Source organism: Gluconacetobacter brunescens (genome assembly GCF_048695475.1).
In the GTDB taxonomy this organism is placed as follows: Bacteria; Pseudomonadota; Alphaproteobacteria; order Acetobacterales; family Acetobacteraceae; genus Gluconacetobacter.
Window position 1 is genome coordinate 1424340 of record NZ_JBLHEN010000001.1, and the last position, 23304, is coordinate 1447643.

Genomic DNA, 23304 nt, shown 5'->3' on the forward strand with positions numbered 1-23304 from the left:
CAAAAAACTTCCATTCGTTCAGGGACATCGTGTGCCCCCGGCACAAGGCTCCTGAACGAATCAAAGTCTTTTTGCTTCTTTTTCTTCAGAAAAAGAAGAAACGCTCCTCCCCCGCGCACCCCTTCCACCCAACAGTCGCGCATGCTACCGCCGAACCCATGACACGACGCGGCATGCTGAAACGCCTGACGGCGACGGGCGCGGCCCGCGCGGCAGCGATCGCCCTGCTGCGCGCCTATCTGCGGCTCGCCATCGGTACCACGCGCTGGACGTTCGACATCCACCCCGACGCCTATCCGCTGCTGACCGGCCAAGGCGAACATTCGGTTCTGGTCGCCTTCTGGCATGAAGCGCTGGCCCTGACCCCGGCCCTGCTCTGGTGGTCCACCGCCCGCAATCCCACGCTCCGGCCCCATGTCCTGATCAGCCGCAACCGCGACGGCCGGCTGATCGCCGACATCATCGCGCCATGGGGCGCCGGCACCATCGCCGGCTCGACCGACCGCAAGGGCAAGGACAAGGGCGGGGCGGCAGCCCTGCGCCAGTTGCTGGCCCTGATCCGGAGCGGCGACCCGGTCGTGATCACCCCCGACGGCCCGCGCGGCCCGCGCCGGCAGGTCGAACAGGGCGCGATCGGGCTGGCCCGCCTCTCCGGCGCCCCGATCGTGCCGGTGGGCGGCTGGTGCGCCCACTGGCGGCTGGGCGGCTGGGACCGCATGATGCTCCCTCTGCCGTTCGGGCGCGGCCGGATCGTCTGCGGCGCGCCGATCGCCGTCACCCGCGACGATCAGGACGCGGCCCGTTCCCACCTCGCCACCGCCCTCGATGCGGCCATGCACGCCGCAGCGCCCACCCCGGCCGGCACGGCGCAACGGCTCTGGGCCGGGCTGGCCACCCTGCTGGCCCCGGCCCTGACGCTGCTGCTGCACCGCCGCCTGACGCGCGACAAGGAAATCCGCGGCCGCCAGCGCGAGCGCATGGGCCTGACCGCGCAGCCTCGCCCCCCCGGCAGACTGGTCTGGCTGCACGCCGCCAGCGTGGGCGAAACCCTGTCGATCCTGCCCGTGATCACGGAACTGCTGGCCCGGGACGCCACCCTGCATGTGCTGGTCACCACCGCGACCGTCACCGCCGCCACCCTGCTGGAGCAGCGACTGGCCGGCACCAAGGACGGCGCGCGGGTGATCCATCAATTCGTGCCGCTGGACGTCCCCCGCTGGATCGGCCGCTTCCTCCGCCGCTGGCGCCCCGACGCCGCCGCCCTGACCGAAAGCGAACTCTGGCCCAACCTGATCGAGGCCTGCCACCGCAACCGCATCCCGCTGGCACTGCTGAACGCCCGCCTCTCCGACCGCGCACGGGCCGGCTGGGGCCGCCTGCCCGGCCTGGCCGCGCGCATGCTGGGCCGCTTCGCCTGGATCGCCGCCCGCTCCGATCTCGACGCCGCCCGGTTCCACGCCCTGGGCGCCGAGCGGATCGACACGCCGGGCGACCTGAAGAACGCCGCCCCACCCCTGCCGGCCGACCCGGCGGCACTCGCCCATGTGCGCGCCCTGCTCGCCCACCGCCCGGTCTGGCTGGCCGCCGCCACCCATGAGGGCGAGGAAGACGCCATCGCGAGCGCCGCCCGGCAGGTCCGCATCCGCCACCCCGACCTGCTGACAATCATCGTCCCCCGCCACCCCGAGCGCGGCCCGGCCATCGCCGAGAGCCTCGACAACGCCCCCCGCCGCGCCGCCGGGCAGGAGCCGGGCCCGCCGGACGCCTTCTGGATCTGCGACACGCTGGGCGAACTGGGCCTGTTCTACCGGGCGGTGCCGATCGTCTTCATCGGCAACAGCCTACCCGGCCCCGGCCGGCGCGGCGGTCACAACCCGCTGGAACCCGCCCGCTTCGGCGCCGCGCTGGCCACCGGCCCCCTGACGGAAAACTTCCTCGACGCCTTCGCCCTGCTGGGCGACGCAGTACAGATCGTGCCCGACGCCGACGCCCTGGCCGCATGGGTGGACACGATGCTGGCCGATCCCGCCCGCCGCGCCGAAGCCGGGCAGCGGGCCGCAGCCGCCACCCACGCCGATTCCACCCTCCCCAACCGTCTGGCCACGCGCCTGCTCGCCCTGACGGACGCACGCTGATGCGCGCCCCCCGCTTCTGGTACACGGCAGATGGCGGCTGGCCGACCCGCCTGCTGGCCCCCGCCGCCGCCCTCTACGCACAGGCCACCGCGCGCCGCCTGTGCCGGCCCGGCTGGCACGCCCCGGTCCCGGTCCTCTGCTGCGGCAACCTCACCGCCGGCGGCGCGGGCAAGACGACGCTGGTGCTGGATCTGGCGGCCCGGCTGATCGCGCGCGGCCGCCGCGTCCATATCCTGACGCGCGGCTACGGCCGCCGCCGCGCCGACCTGCTGCGGGTCGATCCCACCCGCCACACCGCCGCCGATGTGGGCGACGAAGCCCTGCTGCTGGCCTCTCTCGCCCCCACCCATGTCTCGGCCGACCGCGCGGCCGGCGCCCGGGCCGCGCTCGCCACGGGCGCGGACTGCCTGCTCATGGATGACGGGTTCCAGAATCCCGGCCTCTTTCAGGACATGAAACTGCTGGTCATCGACGGCGCCAGCGGCTTCGGCAACGGCCACGTCATCCCCGCCGGCCCCCTACGCGAACCGGTCGCGACCGGCGCCGCCCGCGCCGACGCCGCGCTCCTGATCGGCGACGACCGCACCGGCGCTGTCACCCAATTGCCCACCCACCTGCCAATCCTGCGCGCCAACCTGGCGATGCAGGACGCCGCATCGCTGCTGGCCGGCCGCCCCGCCATCGCCTTCGCCGGCATCGGCCGTCCGGAAAAATTCTTCGACGGCCTGCGCGCGCAGGGCATCGCACCGGCGGCCTGCATGCCCTTCGCCGATCACCACCCTTACACCCCCCGCGACCTGCGCCGCCTGCACGCCCTGGCCACCACCCACAATGCGGTGCTGCTGACCACGCCAAAGGACGCCACACGCCTGCCCGAGACTATGCGGGCCCAGGTCCTGACCATCGGCGTCGGGCTGACCTGGGCCGACCCGACCGCCCCGGAACGGCTGCTGGACCGATGGCTGGCAGGCAGACCGGAAAGCAGGACCCCATGAGCGACGCCCGCGACACCCGGCCCGTCACCCGGTTGATGCGCCTCGAAGCCCTGGCCGCGCGCGCGGCCCTGGCATTGCTGCGCCGCCTGGGTCCGGTCGGCGCCTCGAATGCCGGCGGGGCCGTCTGCCGCGTCATCGGCCCGCGCCTGCCGGTCTCCCGCGTCGCGGACGCCAACCTGCGGCTGGCGATGCCGGAGCTGGACGCCCCCGCCCGGCGGGCGGTCATCCGCGCGGTGTGGGACAATCTGGGCCGCACGGTCGGCGAATTCCCCCATATCGCCGCCCTGCCGGAAAACCCGGCATCCGGGCCGGGCTGGGACGTCGTGGGGGCCGAACACCTGGCCGCACAGGTCGCGCGCGGCGGCCCGGTGATCTTCATGTCCGGCCATATCGGCAACTGGGAGATGCTGCCCCCCGGCGTGGCCCGCCACGGGCTGCCCTTCGCCTCGTTCTACCGCGCCGCCGGCAATCCGCTGGTCGACGGCATGATCCGCGCGCTGCGCGAGGCGGCCATGAACAAGGCAACGGGGGGCGAGACGGTGCCCATGTTCGCCAAGGGCGCGCGCGGCGCGCGCGGCGCGCTGGCCCATATCGCGCGCGGCGGCCGGCTGGGCATGCTGGTCGACCAGAAGATGAATGACGGCATCGAGGCGACGCTCTTCGGCCACCCGGCCATGACCGCCCCCGCCCTGGCCGCCATGGCCCTGCGCTATCGCTGCCCGGTCATCCCCGGCTATGTCGAGCGGCTGGGCCCCGCCCGCCTGCGCATCCATGTCGAACCCCCGCTCGACCTGCCCGACAGCGGCGACCGGCAGGCCGACATCCTGGCCCTGACGCAGGCGGTCAACGACCGGCTGGAACGCTGGGTCCGCGCCCGCCCCGGCACCTGGCTGTGGCTGCACCGCCGCTGGCCCAAATCCGCCTATACGTGACCAACGGGCCACACGCCCGCCCCGCCCCCAGCCCCGATCCGGGTCAATCGCGGGCAGATTCGTCTCACAATCGCATCAATCATAGGCAATTCACGCCAGGAGTGTGACGAAGAGATGAATCCCGCGTTTACGCGCTGATTACGTTACGATCATATGCACTATTTCGTGCCTAAAATTAGGACATTTTAGCAACAAATCATTGCTTTTTTGCCACATGCCCGAACTTCTGCCCTTTTGAGTGGCGACACCCACCAGATTCAATTTGGCAATGCCCGGCACCGCGCTCTAGCGTTCCCTCGCTCCGCCCCATACTCCGAGGACATGACAGATGCCCGCGACGATGACCCTGAAGGCGACCACCCCCTCCACCGACAACGTCGTTCCGCTGCGCGCGAATTTCCTGCCCCGCCATCGGGAATATCTGATGCGCTGGCTCGACGCCGGAACCTGCATGGGACTGTGTGACGTCGATGTCTCCCCCCGCTCCGGCAACGGCCCGATCGAGCACGTGCTGGTCTGGGTACGCGAGAACGCCGATCCGGCCTATCTGTTGCGCCCCGAGGGCATGAACTGGGTCCTGGTCGACAATCTGCGCGACCACCGGCTGGGCACTTTCAAGACCTTCGAAGCGGCGCTGTATGCGATCCGCCCCGTCCTGGCCTGCGGCGCGACCGCGGCGGCCTGACCGCCGCCGCCCCTTTCAGCCCGTTCCCGCCAACCTCCAGCCCGTCAGCTCTGTTCCCGTGCCAGACGCCCTGCCGCGGGACTGACAATCCGCCCGCCCCCCATGGGCTGGATCTGGAAAATCGCCAGGTCCCGGCGTGTCTGACCATCCGGCGTCAGCCCGAACACGCCATCCACCCCCGAAAATCCGTCCGGCCGCGTCAGGGCTTCGACCGTATAGCCGTTCGGCCTGTCCGCCGGCCGCCCGCGATCCAGCGCGCCCACCAGCGCCGAGGCGTCATAGGCCAGGTCGCTCAGCGGCGTCGGCATGATGTGATAGCGCGCCATGTAAAGCTGCACGAACCGCTGCCGCGCCGCCGGATCGGGCGCCGCGTACCATGCGCCCTGCAACTGGCCGAGCTTGCCGGCGAACGACGCCCACAGCGCCGTTCCCAGAATCCGCACTGGCGGCATGCCGGCAGCCACGGGCTGCGCCGGCACCGCCGGGGCGGCGGAGGCATCCGCCGTGGCCGCCACACCCGGCTGCGGCGGCACGCCGATCACCTGGAAGGAACGCAGCGCGTCGATCACCGCCGCCAGTTGCAGCCCGGTATCGGCCAGCAGCAGCGCATCGAAGGGCGGCGGTCCCAGCCGCGAGGGTGCCGCCACCGGCTGCGCCTGCTGCACCGCGCCCCCCACCGGATCGACCGCCGCCGCCGCATCGGGCGGCAGCGCGGCCTGGGCGGCCGGCTGCGCCGCCATCGCGCGCACATCGAAATTGGAGAGGGTCTTCAGCCCCTGCGCAATGCTGGCCGGGCTGTCGGCATGATAGACGATCTGGGGCACGGCCAGGCCGCGCGCCGCGCAATTCCGCGCCAGCGCCCGGCCCATCGCCCGGCCCAGCGCCGTCTCGGGCAGGAAGGCGGCAAAATGCTGCCGCCCCTCGGCCTGCGCCGCCATCACCATCCGCTCGACCTGCTGCTCCGGCGCGATCCCCAGCGCCCACACGCCGGGCCGGCCGACCGACACGTCGCTGGTAAAGGCCAGCATCGGCACCGAAGCCGTGGTGGAGATCGCGGCGGCCTGCCCGGTCTCGGCGGCGGTCAGCGGCCCGAGGATCACGCCCTCGCCATTCGCAAGGGCCGCCTGCGCCGCCGCCCCCGCGCCACCGGGGGCGCCCGTGTCGCGAATATCCAGCGGCGGCGCCGTCGGGCTGCCCAGCGCCATGCGCGTCGCCGACAGCATCGCCTGGCCCAGCCGCGCGTTCCCGCCACTCAGCGGCAGCAGCACGCCGACCGTCCGCCCAGGGGGCACCGCCGCGGGTACCGCCGGAACGGGCATGGGGTGCTCCGTGCCCGGCCCCGCGCAGGCGGCCAGTCCGGCCAACGAGGCCGCCAGCAGCAGTCCGGCCTTGCCAGACAGGCCCTGACGGGCTGACTCTACGGGCTGTTTCTGCATCCGGGTTGCGAATGACCGATTCATCTTCCTCGTCCCTGCCTTTCCACGCGCCCCATGAAGCCGCGTCCTCCAGCCCTGCGCCATCTTCCCATAGCGGAGCCGGCCCCGCCCGTCATGCCCCCGCCGCGCACGACGCGCCGCCGACCGAGGACCCGTTCGAAACCCTGGCCGAAAATCCGGCCGAAGAGGCCGAAGAAGACGACGACAGCGCCCCCACCGGCCATCCCGGCCGGGGCGTGCTGACCCTCGTCTCCACGCCCATCGGCAATCTCGGCGATTTCAGCGACCGCGCCGCCGCCACCCTGGCGGAAGCCGACCTGATCCTGTGCGAGGACACCCGCACCAGCGCGCGGCTGCTCACCGCGCGCGGCATCACCACCCGCACCGAGCCTTTGCACGACCATAACGAGCAGCAGCGCATTCCCGCCCTGATCGGCCAGTTGGAACGCGGCCGCCGCATCGCCATCATTTCCGACGCCGGCACGCCCCTGCTCTCCGACCCCGGCTTCCGCCTGGCGCGCGCCGCGATCGCGGCCGACATCACGCTGACGGCGGTGCCCGGCCCCAACGCCGCGATCACGGCGCTGACCCTGTCCGGCCTGCCGCCGCACCCGTTCATGTTCTCGGGCTTCCTGCCGCCGCGCACGGCGGCGCGGCGCGAGGTGCTGGCCAGGCTGCGCGCCGCCGAGCAGGCCGGCCTGTCCGCCACCCTGATCTGGCACGAGGCCCCGCACCGGCTGGCCGAAATGCTGGCCGACCTCGCCGACATCTTCGGCGCCGACCGCCCCGCCGCCGTGGCGCGCGAACTCACCAAACGGTTCGAGGAAGTGCGGCGCGGCCCGGTCGGCACGCTGGCCGCCTGGTACGCCGGCAATCGGGCGCGCGGCGAAATCACCGTCCTGCTGGGCCCGCCCGCCGAGGATGACAGCGGCGCCGACGAGCTGGACGACCGGCTGCGCGCGGCCTTGGCCACCCTGTCGGTCAAGGATGCGGCGGCCCTGGTCGCCGGCGCGATCAACCTGCCGCGCCGCACGGTCTATGCCCGCGCGCTGGAACTGGCGCGCGAGGCCGGCGCCGACGACCAGCCCCGCTAGCCCCCGGCCGCCGGCAGGCATCTCCCGCCTACCGGTCACCAATATTCGTATCGAACAGCCCATCCGGCATCGGGCCGCCGCCAAGGCGGACATTGAACAGATCGACCTGCGTCGCCTGCCCCTGCGCGTCCACCACGCTCCACGAGCGCAGCGACAGCGGATTGTCATGGAACACCAATGTCAGGCTCCCGTCCCCCGGCGAGGCGGTCCGCACCAGCGTAACCTGCACCAGCCCGTTGGCATGCGTGAAAGCCGTAACGGTCACGTCACCAGACAGTTGCAGGCCGGGGCGCAGCAGCAACCCCAGCGGCGTCTTGTCCAGCGGGAGGGTCGTGGTCTGGCCCAACTGGCTGTCGTTGAAGACGACCTGCCCATGATTGGCCACCAGCAGCAGCGGGCTGGGCTTGTCATATTCGAAGCGCATCCGCCCCGGCCGGTTCAGCCACGCGGTGCCGGTGGCCCGCTTGCCGTCCGGCGCCAGTTGCTGGAACTGCGCCTCCAGCGTGGTGATACCGTCCAGATAGGTCTGGATACGCTGCACCCAGCCCCGATCGGCGGGCGACAGCGTCGCCGCCGTCTGGGCGCGCGGCGCATCCACGGGCAGGCAGGCCACGGCGACCAGCCCGCCCAGCAGGCAGGCCGCAAGACGGGTCGGCAGGAAAGGCAGGCGGTTCGGTCGCGTCATGGCACCCGGTCGGTCTTGGGAGAACGCCGGCCGACACCCCACGCAGGCACCGGTCCAGCCCGACTTCGTTGCCCGATCATTCCGGCAAGATCAAGGCTGTGGCCGCGCTCCTGGCCATTGATTTGCTCCTGTCCGGGGCAGGCGTTCTTTTTTGAAAAAAAGAACCAAAAAACGTTCATTCGTTCGGCAGTCTTGTGCCGGGACACATGATGCTCCGAAGGAAGATATCCTATCCCGCCGAGCCGATCAGGATCCCGGCGGCAAAGACCAGTGCGCCACCGAATACGATCTGCACCACGGCGGACCCGAACGGCGTATCCTGATAACGCCACCTTACCCACGAAATCAGCAGCAGCTCGACCACGACCACCGCCACCGCCACGCTCATGGCCAGCGAAAACCGGTCGATCAGGAACGGCACCGTATGGCCGATTCCGCCCGCCGTGGTCATCAGCCCGCAGATCAACCCGCGCAGCACCGGCGCCCCACGCCCCGACAGCTTGCCGTCATCCGACAACGCCTCGGCAAACCCCATGGAAATCCCGGCCCCGACCGACGCCGCAATCCCGACCAGAAACGCCTCCCACGGCCGATGCGATGCAAAAGCCGCGGCAAAGACGGGCGCCAGCGTGGAGACCGACCCATCCATCAACCCGACCAGACCGGGCTGAATCACCTGCAACACGAAGCGCCGCCGCGCGTCTTCGTCCTCGTCCTCACGCTTGCCGACCGGCAGGCGCTTCTGTTCGATCACCCCCGCCGCCTGCTCGTGCCGGTCCTCGGCCACCGCCAGATCGCCCAGCAGCTTGCGCGTGGCGGCATCATTGGTGCGCAACGCCGCCTGGCGATAGAACCGCGCCGCGTCCATTTCCATCTGGCACGCATGCCGCCGCACGGCCTCGATTCCCAGGCTCTGCACCTGCCAGGCCGGCCGCCGCACCATCACGCCCGCGATATCCTGCCGGCGGATCAGCGGAATATGCTGGCCGAACCGCCCGACATACAGGTCGATCAGATCGCGCCGATGTTCGTTCTCCTCATGCACCATGTCCGAAAAGATATTGGCGGTATCGGGATATTTCTCCCGCAGCGCATAGGCGAAATCGGCATAGATCCGCGCATCCTCCTCCTCGTTCGAAATGGCGAGGGCAAGGATCTCCTGGTCGTTCAGCGTCGTGAATTTGCGCATGAAAACTGTATGCCGGAATTCTTCCGGCATACACAAGACGTTTCGATATCGTGAGAATAACTCGCGTTATCGACTACAACAAACCAAAGACCGATTAAACGGCCGCCTCGGCGAAGATCCTGCTCGCGTCGCCCTGCCACGCGCCGTGGTACCGCTCCAGCCAATGCTCGGCCTGGGTCGGCGCACCGGCCGTAATCGCCTGCAACGGCGCCAGCAGATGGCTCTCGTCCCGCCCGTTATTATCCGTCACCGCGCGCGCGCGCAGCCCGTCGGTCGCGATCGCCACCATGCGGGCGGCCAGATCGCGCGCCACACCCCCGGCCCAGGGCGCATCCAGCCCCTGGCGCGGCACGGCGGCACGCAGCGCCACATACTCCGCCCAGTCCCGCTCGCGCACCAGCGCGTCGGCGGCCGTCAGCGCCGCATCGTCATACAGCAGGCCCACCCACAGCGCGGACTGCGCCAGCATCATCTCGGGCGACCCGGCATCCGCGCCGCGCATTTCCAGGAAGCGCTTCAGCCGCACATCGGTAAAGGCGGTGGTCATATGGTCCTCGAAATCGCCGATGGTCGGCACCAGGCCCTCCAGCCCATCCTGGCGCTCGCCCTTCATCCACGCCCGGAACGACCGCCCGGCCACATCGAGGATCCGCCCGTCGCGCACGATGAAATACATCGGCACATCCAGCAGCCATTCCACATAGGCCTCGAAGCCGAACGACGGCGCGAAGAAGGCCAGCGGCATGCCCGAGCGCACATTGTCCGTATCGGTCCACACATGGGCACGGTTGGAGAGCAGCCCGTTCGGCTTCCCCTCATAGAAGGGCGAATTGGCGAACAGCGCGGTCGCCACCGGCTGCAACGCCAGCGACACGCGCAGCTTGCGCAGCATGTCGGCCTCGGAGGCGAAATCCAGATTGACCTGCACGGTGCAGGTCCGCGTCATCATGTCCAGCCCCAGCGTGCCGACCTTGGGCATGTAGTTGCGCATGATCGCATAGCGGCTCTTGGGCATCCACGGCATGTCCGCGCGCCGCGCCAGCGGGTGGAAGCCCAGCGGCGCGAAGCCGATGCCCAACGCGCGGCTGACGGGGCGGATCGCCTCGAAATGCCGGGCCATCTCATGGCTCGTATCGTGCAGGCTGGCCAGCGGCGCGCCCGAGAGTTCGAACTGCCCCGCCGGCTCCAGCGACACCGACCCGCCGCGTTCCGGGCCGATTCCCTTCAGCCCGATCAGCTTGCCCCTGTCCTCGATCGCCTCCCACCTGCCGCCGCCATCCTGGCGGTTCAGGTCGGTCAGGATCGCGCCGATTCCATCGGGCGCATAGGGCGGCGGCATCCAGGGCGCGCGCTCCGGCCCGGTGGCGGCCGGCTGGACGAAGCCGAATTTCTCATGCTCGGTGCCAATGCGCCACCGTTCGCGCGGCTTGCCCCCATCCGCCAGCAACCCGGCCAACTGGCCGATCGATTCAATAGGGGTGGTATCTTGCTCGCCGGGGTTCGACATCGTTTCTGAACAAGCCTTCAAAGACAGAACGGATCGACGGAAGGGTCCGCCGCAGCCATGCGACCGACCGGTCGGTCAGCGCGAATCTGCACCAGACGCGCGCCGGAAGCCAGCCCCCATCAAGGACAGGCCGCATGCCGCCGCCGTGTCCGCCCGCAGGATCAGTTTTCCCAGCGTGATCATCCTGACAAACGGCCGCGCCCGCAACATCCGCCGTTCGGCGTCGGAAAACCCGCCCTCGGGGCCCACCAGCAGCCCGTCGCCATCGGCCACGCGGTCGATCTCCCCCACCCCGTCATCCGGCCCGCTCCGCTCGGCCGCCACGAACAGGGCGCGGTCGGCCGGCCACGCCGCCAGTCGCTCGGGCAGGCGCGCGGGCTCGCCGATCGCCGGCACGTCCAGCCGCTCGCACTGCTCCGCCGCCTCGATCGCGATCGCCTCCAGCCGCCCGACATTGACCCGGTGCGTATTGGTGCGCTCGGTCAGCACGGGCAGGAAGCGCGTCACCCCCAGTTCGGTGCCCATGCGCACCACCATGTCGGTGGCATCGCGCTTCAGCGGCGCGAACAGCAGCACCGGCCCACGGGTCGGCTCGGGCGCGCGCCGGCGATGCAGCAGCCGCACCTGCGCGCGGTCGCGCCGCACCGCCACCAGACTGGCCAGCCATTCCCCGTCCCCTTCATTGAACAGCGCGACCTCCGCCCCCGGCGCCATCCGCATCACGGTGCCGAGGTAATGGGCCTGCCCCGACTCCAGATCGCGCACCGCATCCGCCTCCATCGGCGGCCTTCCGGCCGGATCGGCGAACAGGCGAGGACAATCCTTCATGACGACACCCCCTCCGACCGGCCGGGAACGCACCCTCCCGCGCCCGGCCCTTGACCGCTTCCATCCCGCGTCCCATTCACACGCGGGCACAAGCTGCCCCCGATGCCTCTATTGTGCCCGCATGTCCAGACGGAGACCCCAGCGTGACCCCGCTCCCCCATACCGACATCCGGACCACAGGCTGGATCAGCCGCCTGCCCGCCACGCTGCGCCCCTACGCGCTGCTGGCACGGCTGGACCGGCCCATCGGCACCTGGCTGCTGTTCCTGCCCGGCCTGTGGGGCATCCTGCTGCCCGGCGGGGTCGAGGCCGGCGAGCGCCTGCGGCTGGCGCTGCTGTTCGGCATCGGCAGCGTGGTGATGCGGTCGGCCGGCTGCGTCGTCAACGATATGTGGGATCGCGATATCGACCGGATGGTGGCGCGCACGGCGGGCCGCCCGCTGGCCTCCGGCGCGCTGCGCATGCGCCAGGCCGCCTGGTTCCTCGCCCTGCTGCTGGCCATCGGGCTGGCCATCCTGCTGCAACTCAACGGGCTCTGCCGCCTGCTGGGCGTGGGCTCGCTGCTGCTGGTGGGGCTGTATCCGCTGGCCAAGCGCTTCACCTGGTGGCCCCAGCTCGTCATGGGCTTCACCTTCGGTTTCGGCGCCCCGATGGGCTATGCGGCGGCCGCCGGGCGGATCGACGCCGCCTGGGCGGCGCTCTATGCCGCCACCATCCTGTGGCAGCTCGGCTTCGACACCATCTACGGCTTCCAGGACATGGAGGACGATGCGCGCATCGGCGTCAAATCCACCTCCCGCCTATGGGCGGGCCAGCCCCGCCAGTTCGTCGGGGCGTGCTACGTCCTGGCCGTGGCCGCCCTGCTGCTGGCCGGCTGGCTGGCCGGCTGCACCATCGGCTTCTGGGTGGCGATGGTGCTGCCCGCCATCGCGCTGGGCTGGCAGGTCGCGCATCTCGACAGCACCGATCCGCGCCGCTGCCTGATGCTGTTCCGCTCCAACCGCGAAACCGGGCTGGCGGTCGCCCTGGCCATCCTGGCCGGGCTGACCGGCCGATGACCGCCCGCCCCGATCCCGAATCCTTCATCCTCGCCAACACCAGCCCGGCCCACGCCCCGCTGGTGCCCGAGATCGCGCTGCACCTCGCCACCGAGATCACCCCGATCTGGCAGGCCAGCGAGGACTGGCTGACCAGGCAGGATATCGAGCCCCCCTTCTGGGCCTTCGCCTGGCCGGGCGGCCAGTTGCTGGCGCGCCATATCCTCGACAATCCCGCCCTGGTCGCCGGGCGCCGGGTGCTGGATTTCGCGGCCGGCTGCGGCATCGCCGCCATCGCCTGCGCGCGGGCCGGCGCCAGCATGGTCGAGGCCGCCGAAATCGACCCGCTGGCCGTCGCCGCCATCACGCTGAACGCCCGCGCCAACGGCGTGGCCGTCACCGCCACCGGCGCGGACCTCGTCGGCACCACACCGCGCTGGGACCTGATCCTGTGCGGCGACGTCTGTTACGAAAACCCGATGACCGAGCATATCCTGCCCTGGCTGCGCGAGGCCGCGCGCACCGCCGAGGTCTGGATCGCCGATCCCGGCCGCGCCTACCTGCCCCGCGCCGGCCTGCACCCGATCATCACCCGCGACATCCCGACCACCCGCGAACTCGAAGACCGCGATGCCAGACGCACGACCCTATACCGCGTCACCCCCTGAGAAGGTGCTTGAAAAGTCACCCTGCCGGCGATCCGACGCGCGTTTTCCGGTTCCTGTCGGAATGGCGTCAGTCGCGTTCGACATTGACCACGCGGTCGATCAGCCAGTCCCGCAGATCCCGCGCCACCTCTTCCGACACGGGGCCGGCCGCGAGGATACGGTACCATCCCGCGGCATCACCGTCATTCCAGCCGCGCCCTTCCAGCCACCGCATCAGCGGCCCATCCGCGAAATGAAACCCGCCCTGCGGCGCCGCGCCGCGCGTGGCCGTCCACAGACAGGCGAGCGCGCCCAGATCGTTGCGGATTTCGCTTTCCCCCTCCGGCCCCGGGCCCGAATAGGTACGATACCAGTCCAGCAACCCATCGGCGGGCATCGGCCGGGCAATCCCGAACCCCTGCCCGTAGCGGCAGCCCAGATGGCGGATGGCATCGATCATGTCGACATCTTCCAGCCCCTCCACCACCACCGTGCTCTGCATGTCGTTACCCATTTCCTGCAACGAGCGGATGAGGCTGAAGATCTGCAAAGGCACGTCGCGGATATAGCGCAGCAGGCCCCGGTCCACCTTGATGCAATCGAACGGCATCGCCGAGAGCCGCAGCAGGTTGCTATGGCCGGAGCCCAGATCGTCGAGGGCCACCTGCACACCCATCGAACGCAATCCATGCAGCACCTTCCCCTGCCTGTCAGGGTCGAGATCCTGCGTTTCCAGGATCTCCAGCGTCAGCCGCTCGGGGGCAATGTCGTGGCGCTTCAGCATGTCGCCGACCACCTGCAGGATATTGGCATCCGACAGGCAGGATGGCGGCAGGTTGACCGACATCTCGGTGGACAGGCCCCGCGCGTCCCACGCCCGCAGCCATTCCAGACTCTGTTCGAGCCCCATCAGGAACAACCGGTCGAGTTCGTCATGCCCCAGCAGAGCCAGGAAAACGGCGGGAGAAAGGATCGTGCCGTCGGTATCCTCCAGCCTGGCCAGCGCCTCGACCTTCAGCAACTGGCCCGTGCCCAGGTCGATGACGGGCTGCATGAACATGCGCAGCCCGCCGGAGAACAGGCGTTCGCGCAGGCGGGACGAACGCTCGTCGGACATCCCCTGCCCGTTCTTCCACAGCGTTTCCCATGCCGTCTGCAATCCGTCGGCAAATTCCCGCATGTTGGCGGATTCGAACTGGTTGGGGCATGAACCGAACAGCATCAGCACCAGGGCGGTCGTCCCGTCCGGGCGCCGGATCGGCACGCTCAGGGACGAATGGATCCGCAAATCGGTCATCAGCCCGTGCCAGGGCGTCATGCCCTCATCCAGGTCGATACAGGGGCAGGTCTGCGGCTTGCCCATGCGCCAGGCCCGGGCGCCCACAAAACCGCCATGGCGCGCCCCGGCGGCGATCACCGGACGCGCCTCGCCGCGCAGCAGCGCCTCGTCCAGCGCCGCCGCGCACGGCCCGGCCACCGATTGCGCGACCAGTTCCCCATGCGCGTTCGGCCGAACCAGAAATGCGGCCCGAATACCGGGCAATCTTGCCAGGCGCCCCAACAGGTCGGTGCTGACCGGCGCCCATGCGCCGCTGGGCAAATCCTCCGACACGGACGTGGCATAGGCCTTATGCACGCCCAGCCCGATCAGGCGCCGCATCTTGCGATCGTCCCGATAGCGGGCCTCGATGATCTGCTGCACCCGATAGCTGTCGTCACTGCTGATGTTGTTGGCCGCCATGTCGGCCAGCAACAGGCGCAGATAGCCGCTCTGCTCCGCGACGAAGACGGCCTGCTCGACACCGAACAGCGCATACATGGTGCCGAGCGTGCGCGCGTTCACAAGCACGTCCTTCCTGGTGGTGCCGGGGGCGGCCAGGAATTCGAGATGTCTCGCCTCGCGCTCGGTCAGCCGGTCATGCTGCTCCGGCGTCAGATGCGCCAGCACGGCCGCACCGCCGCTTTTCTGCCAGATCGCCGGAATCGCGGCCTTGCGCACCCGCTCCCCGATCCGCGCGGCCGCGCCGGCCGCCGGCGCCATAAGCTCCGCGGCCGACGCGCCATAGGGGGCGATGGGGAACAGATCGGCAGCGTCGTCGTCAAAATCCAGCGATTCCTCGACGGCGGCGGCGAAATGCCAGTTGCCCCCGCGCCCGCCCTTGTGCCGCTTGGCCTGGGACATCGCATTGTCGGCCTGGCGCAGCAATGCCCCCGGCTTCTCGCCATCCTGCGGAAAGAGCGCGACCCCCATGGCGAGCCCCACGCTGGCGGTCTTCCCGTCATCCAGCACGAACGGCTCCGCCACGACGGAAGACAGATTGTCCAGCGCCGCCGCCGCCTGCTCGTTCGCCGTGTCCGCGTCGAGATTTTCCAGAACGACCGCGAATTCGTCGCCTCCCAGGCGGGCGACATAGCCGTTCTCGCGCAACGCCTCCCACAACCGCCGGCTCAGTTCCGCCAGCACCTTGTCGCCTGCGGCGGGGCCATAGGTGTCGCTGAGGGATTTGACACCCTCCAGATCCATCAACCCGACCGCCATGGAGGTACCCCGCTCGCGGGCCCGCTCCTGCGCCTTGGGCAGATATTCTTCCAGCGCCAGCCGGTTGGGCAGGGCTGTCAGCGCGTCGCGCCGGGCGCGCCTTGCTTCTTCCTGCCGCGATTTTTCCAGATTGCCGCTGGTATCCAGCCGGTCCAGATTCTGGCCCAGCAAGACCGCCACCTGTTGGCACAGCATGATGCCGTTCTCATCGAAACCGCCCGACCGCAGCGTGGTAAAGGTCAGCACGGCCCAGATCCGCCCTCCCCGCAACACCGGCACCGCCAGCGCGGCACGCCAGCCGTGGCCCATCACCTTCCCGTACCCCGAGATCCCGACAAGATCGCTCGTCGGATCGTTGGTATGGACCAGGCGTTCTTCCCGCCAGGCCCGCACCGTCACCGGAACGGTGCCAGCGTCCTGATCGATCCGCCAGCCCAACCGGGCGATCAGGTCCGCGCCCCTGCCCGCCTGGGCCAGCACGCATATCCGACCGGACAGATCGGGCTGCACCAGCCAGACGGCGCTGAACAGCGTATTGTCGACCAGTGCGTCGCACACGGCGCGGCATTTCTCCGCCTCGTCCCCGGCGGCCAGCATGGCGGAGACGGCATTGACCTGCGCCCGATACAGGCGCCGCGCCTCCTCGCGCTCGGTCACGTCCTCGATGGCCCAGACCGAATCCGTACCCTGCGGATCGTCCAGCATCGCGGCGGACAGGTCGACGATCACATCATGCCCGTCCGGCCGGGGCATATGCACACCCGCAAGCCTGGCCCGCCCGCTGGCGTACAATTGCGCCTGCGCCGATGCCAGCTGCGCACGATGTTTCCCCCTGACCAGGATCGTTTCCGCCGGGGCATCGTGCAGGTCGTCCGGCGCGCGGCCCGCAAGGGAGGCGGCAAAGGCGTTCGCGCGCTGGATGCGCGCATTGCGCAACAGCATGATCCCCACCTGCGATCGCTCGAACAGGGCCGCCTTCAACCGCCGATCGTCATACATCATCAGCCCGCGCGAAAGGCTGCTCGCCGCCTCCTGCAGAATGGTCCGGATCACGGGCTCGAACGCATCCACCTGCTCGTCATAAACGCCGAACACGGCCCAGATCCTGTCGGCGCGCCACAGCGGCAACACCGCACACGACCGCACATCCAGCGCGTCCATGTGCGCCTGCCACGGAAGCAGGCTGTCCTCTCGCGCGATATCGGCACAGAAGACCGGCTGCCTCTCCTGCCAGGCCCGGCCGACTGCCCCAAGGCGCGCCACCTCGTCGGGCCGGATAGAAAAGGCGGGATCGTGCAACTGCCGGACCGGCCCGCTGCACGCCAGCAACTGGAAATCCCCCGCCGCGTCCGGCTGGGCCACGAAGGCGGCCCGCAGGCGCGCGTTCCGGGTCGCGGCCTCGCACGCCGCGTCCAGCAGCGCCGTGTCGCTCACGGCAGGATCGAATGCCAGGCCGATGCGTGCCAGAAAGGCGTTGAAGCCGCTCAGTCGACGCGCCCGCATCAACCGCCGGCGCTGCCGCTGGCCCTCCTTGTTCCCCTCGCTATCCGCCCCTTCCTCCACAGTCAGGCCAAGGCGTCGCGAAGCGGGCAACAGGGAACGCGGCAGACGCATCAGACAACCTTCACCTCGGAACAGAGAAAAACCGGCGGGGATTGGACCGGTACATACACCAGATGCCAGCGCTCCATTTATGCTTTTAATGCATTAAAGACATATTATTGTGCGCGACAAACCAGCCGTCCATCTTTTCCGTTCAGGCCACAAGTAGAGAGGCTCCTGCCCTCTGCTACATCACCCCGCACGCCACCTGCTTGCGCAACCACGGGACCGATTCGCTCACAATCCGTATCCGGTGCGCGGCGCATTGACCACACGGTCCTCCAGCCAGTCCCGCATGTCCCGCGCCACCTCCTCGGGCACCGGGCCGGCGGAAAGGATGCGGTACCACCGCCCGGCTTCGGCATCGTCGCGGCCGAACCGTTCCAGCCATCGTACCAGCGGCCCGCCCCCCAGATCGAACTGCCCCAGGGGCGGACGGTCGCGCGTGGCCGTCCACAGCCAGGCCAGCGCGCCGAGATCGCTGTGGATTTCGCTGTCCTCCTCCACCCGGTCACGGCTCCGGTCCCGGTCCGCATAGGCGCGATGCCAGTCCAGGAAATCATCCGGCGGCATGGGCCGGGCAATGCCGAATCCCTGTCCGTAGCGGCAGCCGAGATGGCAGATCGCCTCGATCATGTCGGCGTCCTCCAGCCCCTCCACCACCACCTGGCTGTGCAGGTCGTGCCCCATTTCCCGCAGCGAGCGGATCACGCTGAACACCTGCAAGGGCACGTCGCGGACATAGCGCAGCAGGCCCCGGTCCACCTTGATGCAGTCGAAGGGCGCCGCGGAAAGCCGCAGCAGCGTGCTATGGCCGGCCCCGAGATCGTCGATGGCCATCTGCACGCCCTTGGAGCGGAAATCCCGCAGCGCCGCCCCCTGCTTGGCGGAATCGAGGCCCTGGGTCTCCAGCACTTCCAGCGTCAGCCGGCGGGGGGCGATTTCGTGACGGTTCAGCATGTCGCCGACCATGCGCAGCACATTGGTGTTCGACAGGCAGGATGGCGGCAGATTGACCGACATTTCGGTCGACAGGCCCTTGCCGTCCCATGACCGCAGCCATGCCAGGCTCTGCTCGAGCCCGAACTGGAACAGCCGGTCCAGTTCATCATGCCCCAGCAGCGCCAGGAAGATCGCGGGCGGCAGGATGGTGCCGTCGGCATCCTGCAGCCGCGCCAGCGCCTCCACCTTCAGCAACTGCCCCGTGCGCAGGTCGATGACGGGCTGCATGAACATGCGCAGCCCCCCGGAGAACAGGCGCTCGCGCAGGCGGGCCGCCCGCGCGTCCGACATATCCTGCCCCTCCCGCCACAAGCGTTCCCATTTCTCCTGCAATCCACAGATGAACTGCCGCATGTCGGCGGATTCGAACTGGTTGGGGCAGGCACCGAACAGGGTCAGCACCAGCGCCGTCGTCCCGTCCAGGCGCCGGATCGGCACGCTCATGGCCGAATGGATCCGCAGATTGGCCATCAGCGCGTGCCACGGCGCCATGGCGTCGTCCAGTTCGATCGACGGACAGCTCTGCCACGCGCCCGTGCGCCAGGCCTGCGCGCCGATAAAGCTGCCCCGGCGCGCGCTGGCGGCGATCACGGGCCGTATCTCGCCACGCAGCAGCGCCTCGTCCAGCGCCGTGGCGCAGGGCCCGGCGATGGTCTGCGCGACCAGTTCCCCCGCCGCGTTGGGGCGCATCAGAAATGCCGCCTGAATCCCGGGCAGTTTCGCAAGCGCCGTCAGCGCGTCGTTGCTGATCGCACCCCACGCGCCGCCGGGCGTATCGTCGGACAGGGCGGCGACATAGGCCTTGCGCACGCGCTGCGCGATCATGCGCCGCATCCTGCGATCGTCCCGATAGCGGGCTTCGACGATCTGCTGCACGCGATAGCGGTCGTCGCCATCCATGCCGCCGGCCTCCATCTCCGCCAGCAGCAGGCGCAGATAGAAGCCCTGTTCGGCGACGAACACGGCCGGATCGACGCCGAACAGCGCATACATCGAACCCAGCGTCCGCGCGTCCGCAAGCAGGTCCGCCCGGGAGATCATCGGCGCGACCATGAATTCCAGATGCTTCGCCTCGCGCTCGGTCAGGCGCTCATGCTGCTCGGCCGTCAGGTTGGCCAGCACCGGCGCACCGCCGCTTTTCTGCCAGACCGCCGGAATCACGCCCCTGCGTATGTTTTCGCCGACCCGCGCGACGGCCGCCGCCGCCCGGCCCAGCAGGTCGGCGGCGACCGCCCCGTACGGCACGATCGGAAACAGGTCCGCGGCCGCTTCGTCGTCGAGAACCCGCGCCTCATCGAGGGCGGCGGCGAAATGCCAGTTGGCGGCGCGCGGGTCCTGGCTCTGCTTGGCCTGGTACATCGCATTGTCGGCCTGGCGCAGCAGCGCCTCCGGCTTCTCACCGTCCTGCGGATAAAACGCCACCCCCATGGCGAGCCCCACCCGGGCGCTGTTCCCGTCTCCCAGGACGAACGGCTCCCCCACGACCGACGACAGGCGGTCCAGTTCCGCCGAGGCCTGCTCGTTCGCCGTGTCCATGTGGAGGTTTTCCAGCACGACCACGAACTCGTCCCCCCCCAGCCGGGCGACATAGCCGCTCTCGCGCAGCGCCTCCCACAACCGCCGGCTCAGTTCGATCAGCACCTTGTCGCCTGCCGCATGGCCATAGGTGTCGTTGACGGCCTTGAAGCCGTCCAGATCCATCAGCCCCACCGCCACGGACATGCCGCGCATCCGCGCCCGTTCCTGCGCCTTGGGCAGATATTCCTCCAGCGCCAGCCGGTTGGGCAGCGCGGTCAGCGTATCGCGCCGGGCCCGCCTCGCTTCCTCCTGCCGCAACTGTTCCAGATTGCGGCTGATATCCAGCCGGTCCAGGCTCTGGCCCAGCAAGTCCGCCAGCCGCCGGCACAGCGTGATGCTCTTGTCCTCGAACCCGCTGGCCCGCAGCGTCGCGAAGGTCAGCACGGCCCAGATCCGCCCGCCCCGCAGCACCGGAACCGCCAGCACGGCGCGCCAGCCGTGACGGATCACCTTCCTGTATCCCGGAATGCCGACAAGGTCGGCCACCACATCGTTGCTATGGACCAGGCGCTCTTCCCGCCAGGCCCGCACCGTCACCGGCACGGGGCCGGCATCCTGATCGATCCGCCAGTTCAACTGGGCGATCAGGTCCCCGCCCCGGCCCGCGTGGGCCCGCACCGCCATCAGGCCGGACAGGTCGGGCCGCACCAGCCACACGGCGTTGAACAGCGTGTCGTCCACCAGCGTCTCGCACACGGCGCGGCATTTTTCCGCCTCGTCCTCAGCGGCCAGCATGGCGGAGACGGCATTGATCAGGGCGCGATACAGGCGCTCCGTCTCATCGCGCCCGGTCACGTCCTCCATGGTCCACACCGAATCCGCGCCCGGCGGATCGTCCAGCGCCACGACGGAAAGGTCGGCGATCACGTCATGCCCGTCCGGCCGCGCCAGCGGCACGCCGGCGAGCCTGGCCCGGCCCGTCTCCCGCAATTGCGCCCGCGCCTGCTCCAGCCGTGCCTCGTCGCCCCCCACGATCCGTTCCACGGACGCATGATGCAGGCCGTCCGGCACGCAGCCCGCGAGGCCGGAGGCAAAGGCGTTCGCGGAATGGATGCGCCCGTCGCGCACCAGCACGATTCCCACCGGGGCCCGGTCGAGCTGGGCGGCCTTCAGCCGCCGCTCGTCAACCATATTCAGCGCGCGCGACAGGCTGGTCGCCGCCTCCAGCAGAATCGCCGTGATCGCCGGATCGCACACATCGGCCTGCTCGTCATAAACGCCGAACACGGCCCAGACCTTGCCGTCGCGCCACAGCGGCAGCACCGCGCAGGACCGCACGCCCTGGCCCCGCATCCGCGCCTGCCAGGGCCGCAGCCCCTCCTCCCGCGCGACATCGGCGCAGAAGACCGGCTGCTTCCCGTGCCAGACACGCCCGACAAGACCCTGATCCCCCGCCCTGTCCGGCCGGGCCGAAAAAGCGGGATCATGCAACTGGTCGACCGGCCCGCTCTGCGCGAGCAGATGAAACGCCCCCTGCGCGTCCGGGCGGGCGATAAAGGCCGCCCGCAGCCGCGCATTCCGGGTCGCCGCCTCACACGCCGCACTCAGCATGGCGGCTTCGTCCAGCGCGGGGTCGAACGCCATGCCGACACGCGCCAGAAAGGCATTGAAGCCGTTCAGCCGCTGGAGCTGCCGATACCGCCTGCGATGGCGCGGACCGCCTTCGTCACCGCCGCGTTCCGGTTCACCTTCGGCTTGCGTCGCGAGACGACGTGATGCAGGCAACAAAACGCGCGGCAGACGCATCAGACAGTCCAGCTTTCGAAACAGAAAATTACTTTCTATGCAGGATTGACCGAAAACCCGCGCCGCGCCAGCGTCATCTTCGTGAATTCAATAAATTAACGACATTCGTTCTCTCCCCCTCAGAGCCTGACCTGAAATGTGGGCTGGCGAGCGAGAGCGGCCCGGAACGGGCCGCGCCCGGCGTGTGTTTCCGCGCATCGGAGCGGAGCGGCCTTGATGGCCGCCCGCCGCGAAGCACAGGAAACGCGCGCTGGATCGCCGCCAGCGCGCATTTCAGGTCAGGCCCTCAGCCCTCTCCCCGCCGTCCGCGCACCAGCCGGCTGGAACTGATCAGCGCCGCCCCGTAGGCGCAGGCCGCCGCCAGTTCCAGGCAGCGCAGCGTCGGATCATGGCGCACGAAGCCGAACGTCAGGGCCACGAACATCGCCCCCATCGTCTGCCCCCACAGTCGCGCGACCGAGACCATGCCGCTGGCACTGCCCGAGCGCCCGCGCGGCGCCCCCACCATCATCGCGCGATTGTTCGGCGCCTGGAAAATCCCGAATCCCATCCCGGCGATGGCGATCCGCCAGACGATGTCCAGGTTCCCCGCATCGGCCGGCAGCAGGCACAGCAGCACGAAGCCCGTTCCCGTCACGCACAGCCCGATCGAGGAGAGAATGCCCGCCGGCACCCGGTCCGCCAGCCGCCCCACCAGCGGCGAGATCGCGACGATGCCCACTGGCCACGGCGTGATCAGCAGCCCGGTCGCCACCGCCGAGCGATGCAGCACCGTCTCCAGCGTGAAGGGCATGGAGATGATGAAGAAATTGGAAGCCACGAACGCCAGCGAGCCGACACTGAACGCGATCAGGAAATCCGGCACCGCCAGCAGGTCCAGCGGCAGCATCGGGTCGGAACGCCCGGTCTGCCGCCGCGCGAGCTGAAAGAACGCGGCGCCGCCGATCAGCAGCAGCCACACCGCCACCACCGGCCCGCTGCGATGCGCCAGACTGTCCAGCCCCACCACCAGGCAGCCGATGGCCACCACGTTCAGGACCGCGCTGAACAGGTCGAACGACGACAGACTGCGCGGCGTGGCGGGCAGATAGACCAGCGCCGCCACCATCGCCGCCCCGCCCAGCGGCAGGTTGATCAGGAAGATCCACGGCCAGTCCGCCACCGACAGCACCGCCGAGGCGATGGTCGGCCCCAGCGCCACGCCCGTCGCCACCACCACGCCGTTCAGCGCGATGCCCTTGCCGATCTCGGCATGGGGGTAGATGAAGCGCACCAGCGCGATATTCACGCTCATGATGCACGCGCCGCCGATGCCCTGAAGCGCGCGCGCCAGCGCCAGTTCCAGCAGCGTATGCGACATCGCGCAGAACACCGACGCCACCACGAAGGTCGCCAGCCCGATCCGGCACAGCCGCGCGAACCCCAGCCGCGACCCCAGCGAGGCCAGCGGCAGCAGCGTCGCCAGACACGCCATCTGATAGGCATTGATCACCCAGATCGACGAAGACGGGCTGGCATGGATATCCTGCGCGATCGTCGGCAGCGCGACATTGGCGATGGCATAATCCAGCACCGACAGCAGCACCGACAGCGCCACGGCGAACATCGCCAGCGCCCGGGGCAGGCCGTAAAGGCCCTCGCCTTCGTGCAGCACTTTTCCCGTCATG

At 69.7% G+C, this 23304-nt stretch carries 15 protein-coding genes; 7 read left to right on the forward strand and 8 right to left on the reverse strand.

Features of this window, described 5'->3' with window-relative positions:
• Nucleotides 1-173 precede the first annotated feature (173 nt).
• The 4 genes from ACMAUO_RS06440 (at nt 174) to ACMAUO_RS06455 (ending at nt 4747) form a co-directional block, all read left to right on the forward strand.
• The gene (locus ACMAUO_RS06440) at nt 174-2135 is read left to right on the forward strand and encodes a glycosyltransferase N-terminal domain-containing protein (RefSeq protein WP_420356101.1); all 1962 of its coding nucleotides are present in this window, start codon (nt 174-176) and stop codon (nt 2133-2135) included.
• Nucleotides 2135-3130, forward strand: a complete 996-nt coding sequence (gene lpxK, locus ACMAUO_RS06445) for a tetraacyldisaccharide 4'-kinase (protein WP_420356102.1) — start codon at nt 2135-2137, stop codon at nt 3128-3130. Before ACMAUO_RS06440 ends, lpxK begins: the two co-directional genes overlap by 1 nt.
• Nucleotides 3127-4062 carry a lysophospholipid acyltransferase family protein gene (locus tag ACMAUO_RS06450; protein ID WP_420356103.1) on the forward strand — a complete coding sequence of 312 codons (936 nt, stop codon included), beginning with the start codon at nt 3127-3129 and terminating at the stop codon, nt 4060-4062. The genes lpxK and ACMAUO_RS06450 overlap by 4 nt, the downstream gene beginning before the upstream one ends.
• A 328-nt stretch (nt 4063-4390) precedes the next feature.
• Complete coding sequence (locus tag ACMAUO_RS06455) at nt 4391-4747, forward strand: hypothetical protein (protein ID WP_420356104.1); 357 nt, start codon at nt 4391-4393, stop codon at nt 4745-4747.
• A 44-nt stretch (nt 4748-4791) separates the two neighbouring features.
• Here the strand turns inward: ACMAUO_RS06455 and ACMAUO_RS06460 are convergent, their stop codons facing one another.
• Entirely contained in the window at nt 4792-6207 is a 1416-nt protein-coding gene (locus ACMAUO_RS06460) for a penicillin-binding protein activator (RefSeq protein WP_420356105.1), read from the reverse strand.
• Here ACMAUO_RS06460 and rsmI point away from each other — a divergent pair.
• Nucleotides 6195-7277, forward strand: a complete 1083-nt coding sequence (gene rsmI / locus ACMAUO_RS06465; protein ID WP_420356106.1) for a 16S rRNA (cytidine(1402)-2'-O)-methyltransferase — start codon at nt 6195-6197, stop codon at nt 7275-7277. The two genes, ACMAUO_RS06460 and rsmI, sit on opposite strands and share 13 nt — an antisense overlap.
• Nucleotides 7278-7305: 28 nt before the next feature.
• Here rsmI and ACMAUO_RS06470 read toward each other — a convergent pair whose 3' ends face one another.
• The 4 genes from ACMAUO_RS06470 to ACMAUO_RS06485 form a co-directional block, all read right to left on the reverse strand.
• Nucleotides 7306-7962: a LolA family protein gene (locus ACMAUO_RS06470; RefSeq protein WP_420356107.1), complete on the reverse strand. Its 657-nt coding sequence runs from the start codon at nt 7960-7962 to the stop codon at nt 7306-7308.
• A 229-nt stretch (nt 7963-8191) separates the two neighbouring features.
• The gene (gene mbfA / locus ACMAUO_RS06475) at nt 8192-9151 is read right to left on the reverse strand and encodes an iron exporter MbfA (protein ID WP_420356108.1); all 960 of its coding nucleotides are present in this window, start codon (nt 9149-9151) and stop codon (nt 8192-8194) included.
• A gap of 94 nt (nt 9152-9245) precedes the next feature.
• A complete protein-coding gene (locus tag ACMAUO_RS06480) occupies nt 9246-10658 on the reverse strand; it encodes a glutamate--cysteine ligase (RefSeq protein WP_420356109.1) in 1413 nt (470 codons plus the stop codon).
• 75 nt (nt 10659-10733) lie between these two features.
• Nucleotides 10734-11486, reverse strand: a complete 753-nt coding sequence (locus ACMAUO_RS06485; RefSeq protein ID WP_420356110.1) for a 16S rRNA (uracil(1498)-N(3))-methyltransferase — start codon at nt 11484-11486, stop codon at nt 10734-10736.
• A 143-nt stretch (nt 11487-11629) separates the two neighbouring features.
• Between ACMAUO_RS06485 and ubiA the strand changes: the two genes are divergently transcribed.
• Together ubiA and ACMAUO_RS06495 are read left to right on the forward strand one after the other, a co-directional pair.
• Nucleotides 11630-12544, forward strand: a complete 915-nt coding sequence (gene ubiA / locus ACMAUO_RS06490) for a 4-hydroxybenzoate octaprenyltransferase (RefSeq protein WP_420356111.1) — start codon at nt 11630-11632, stop codon at nt 12542-12544.
• Nucleotides 12541-13191 (forward strand): class I SAM-dependent methyltransferase, encoded by a 651-nt coding sequence (locus ACMAUO_RS06495; protein ID WP_420356112.1) that lies wholly within the window; start codon nt 12541-12543, stop codon nt 13189-13191. The genes ubiA and ACMAUO_RS06495 overlap by 4 nt, the downstream gene beginning before the upstream one ends.
• Before the next feature lie 67 nt (nt 13192-13258).
• On the opposite strand, the gene ACMAUO_RS06500 is transcribed toward ACMAUO_RS06495, so the two are convergent.
• From ACMAUO_RS06500 to ACMAUO_RS06510, 3 genes are all read right to left on the reverse strand, one after another.
• Nucleotides 13259-17323, reverse strand: a complete 4065-nt coding sequence (locus ACMAUO_RS06500) for an EAL domain-containing protein (protein WP_420356113.1) — start codon at nt 17321-17323, stop codon at nt 13259-13261.
• A gap of 225 nt (nt 17324-17548) precedes the next feature.
• The gene (locus ACMAUO_RS06505; RefSeq protein ID WP_420356114.1) at nt 17549-21637 is read right to left on the reverse strand and encodes an EAL domain-containing protein; all 4089 of its coding nucleotides are present in this window, start codon (nt 21635-21637) and stop codon (nt 17549-17551) included.
• A 286-nt stretch (nt 21638-21923) separates the two neighbouring features.
• Complete coding sequence (locus tag ACMAUO_RS06510) at nt 21924-23303, reverse strand: MFS transporter (RefSeq protein ID WP_420356115.1); 1380 nt, start codon at nt 23301-23303, stop codon at nt 21924-21926.
• Nucleotide 23304 lies beyond the last annotated feature (1 nt).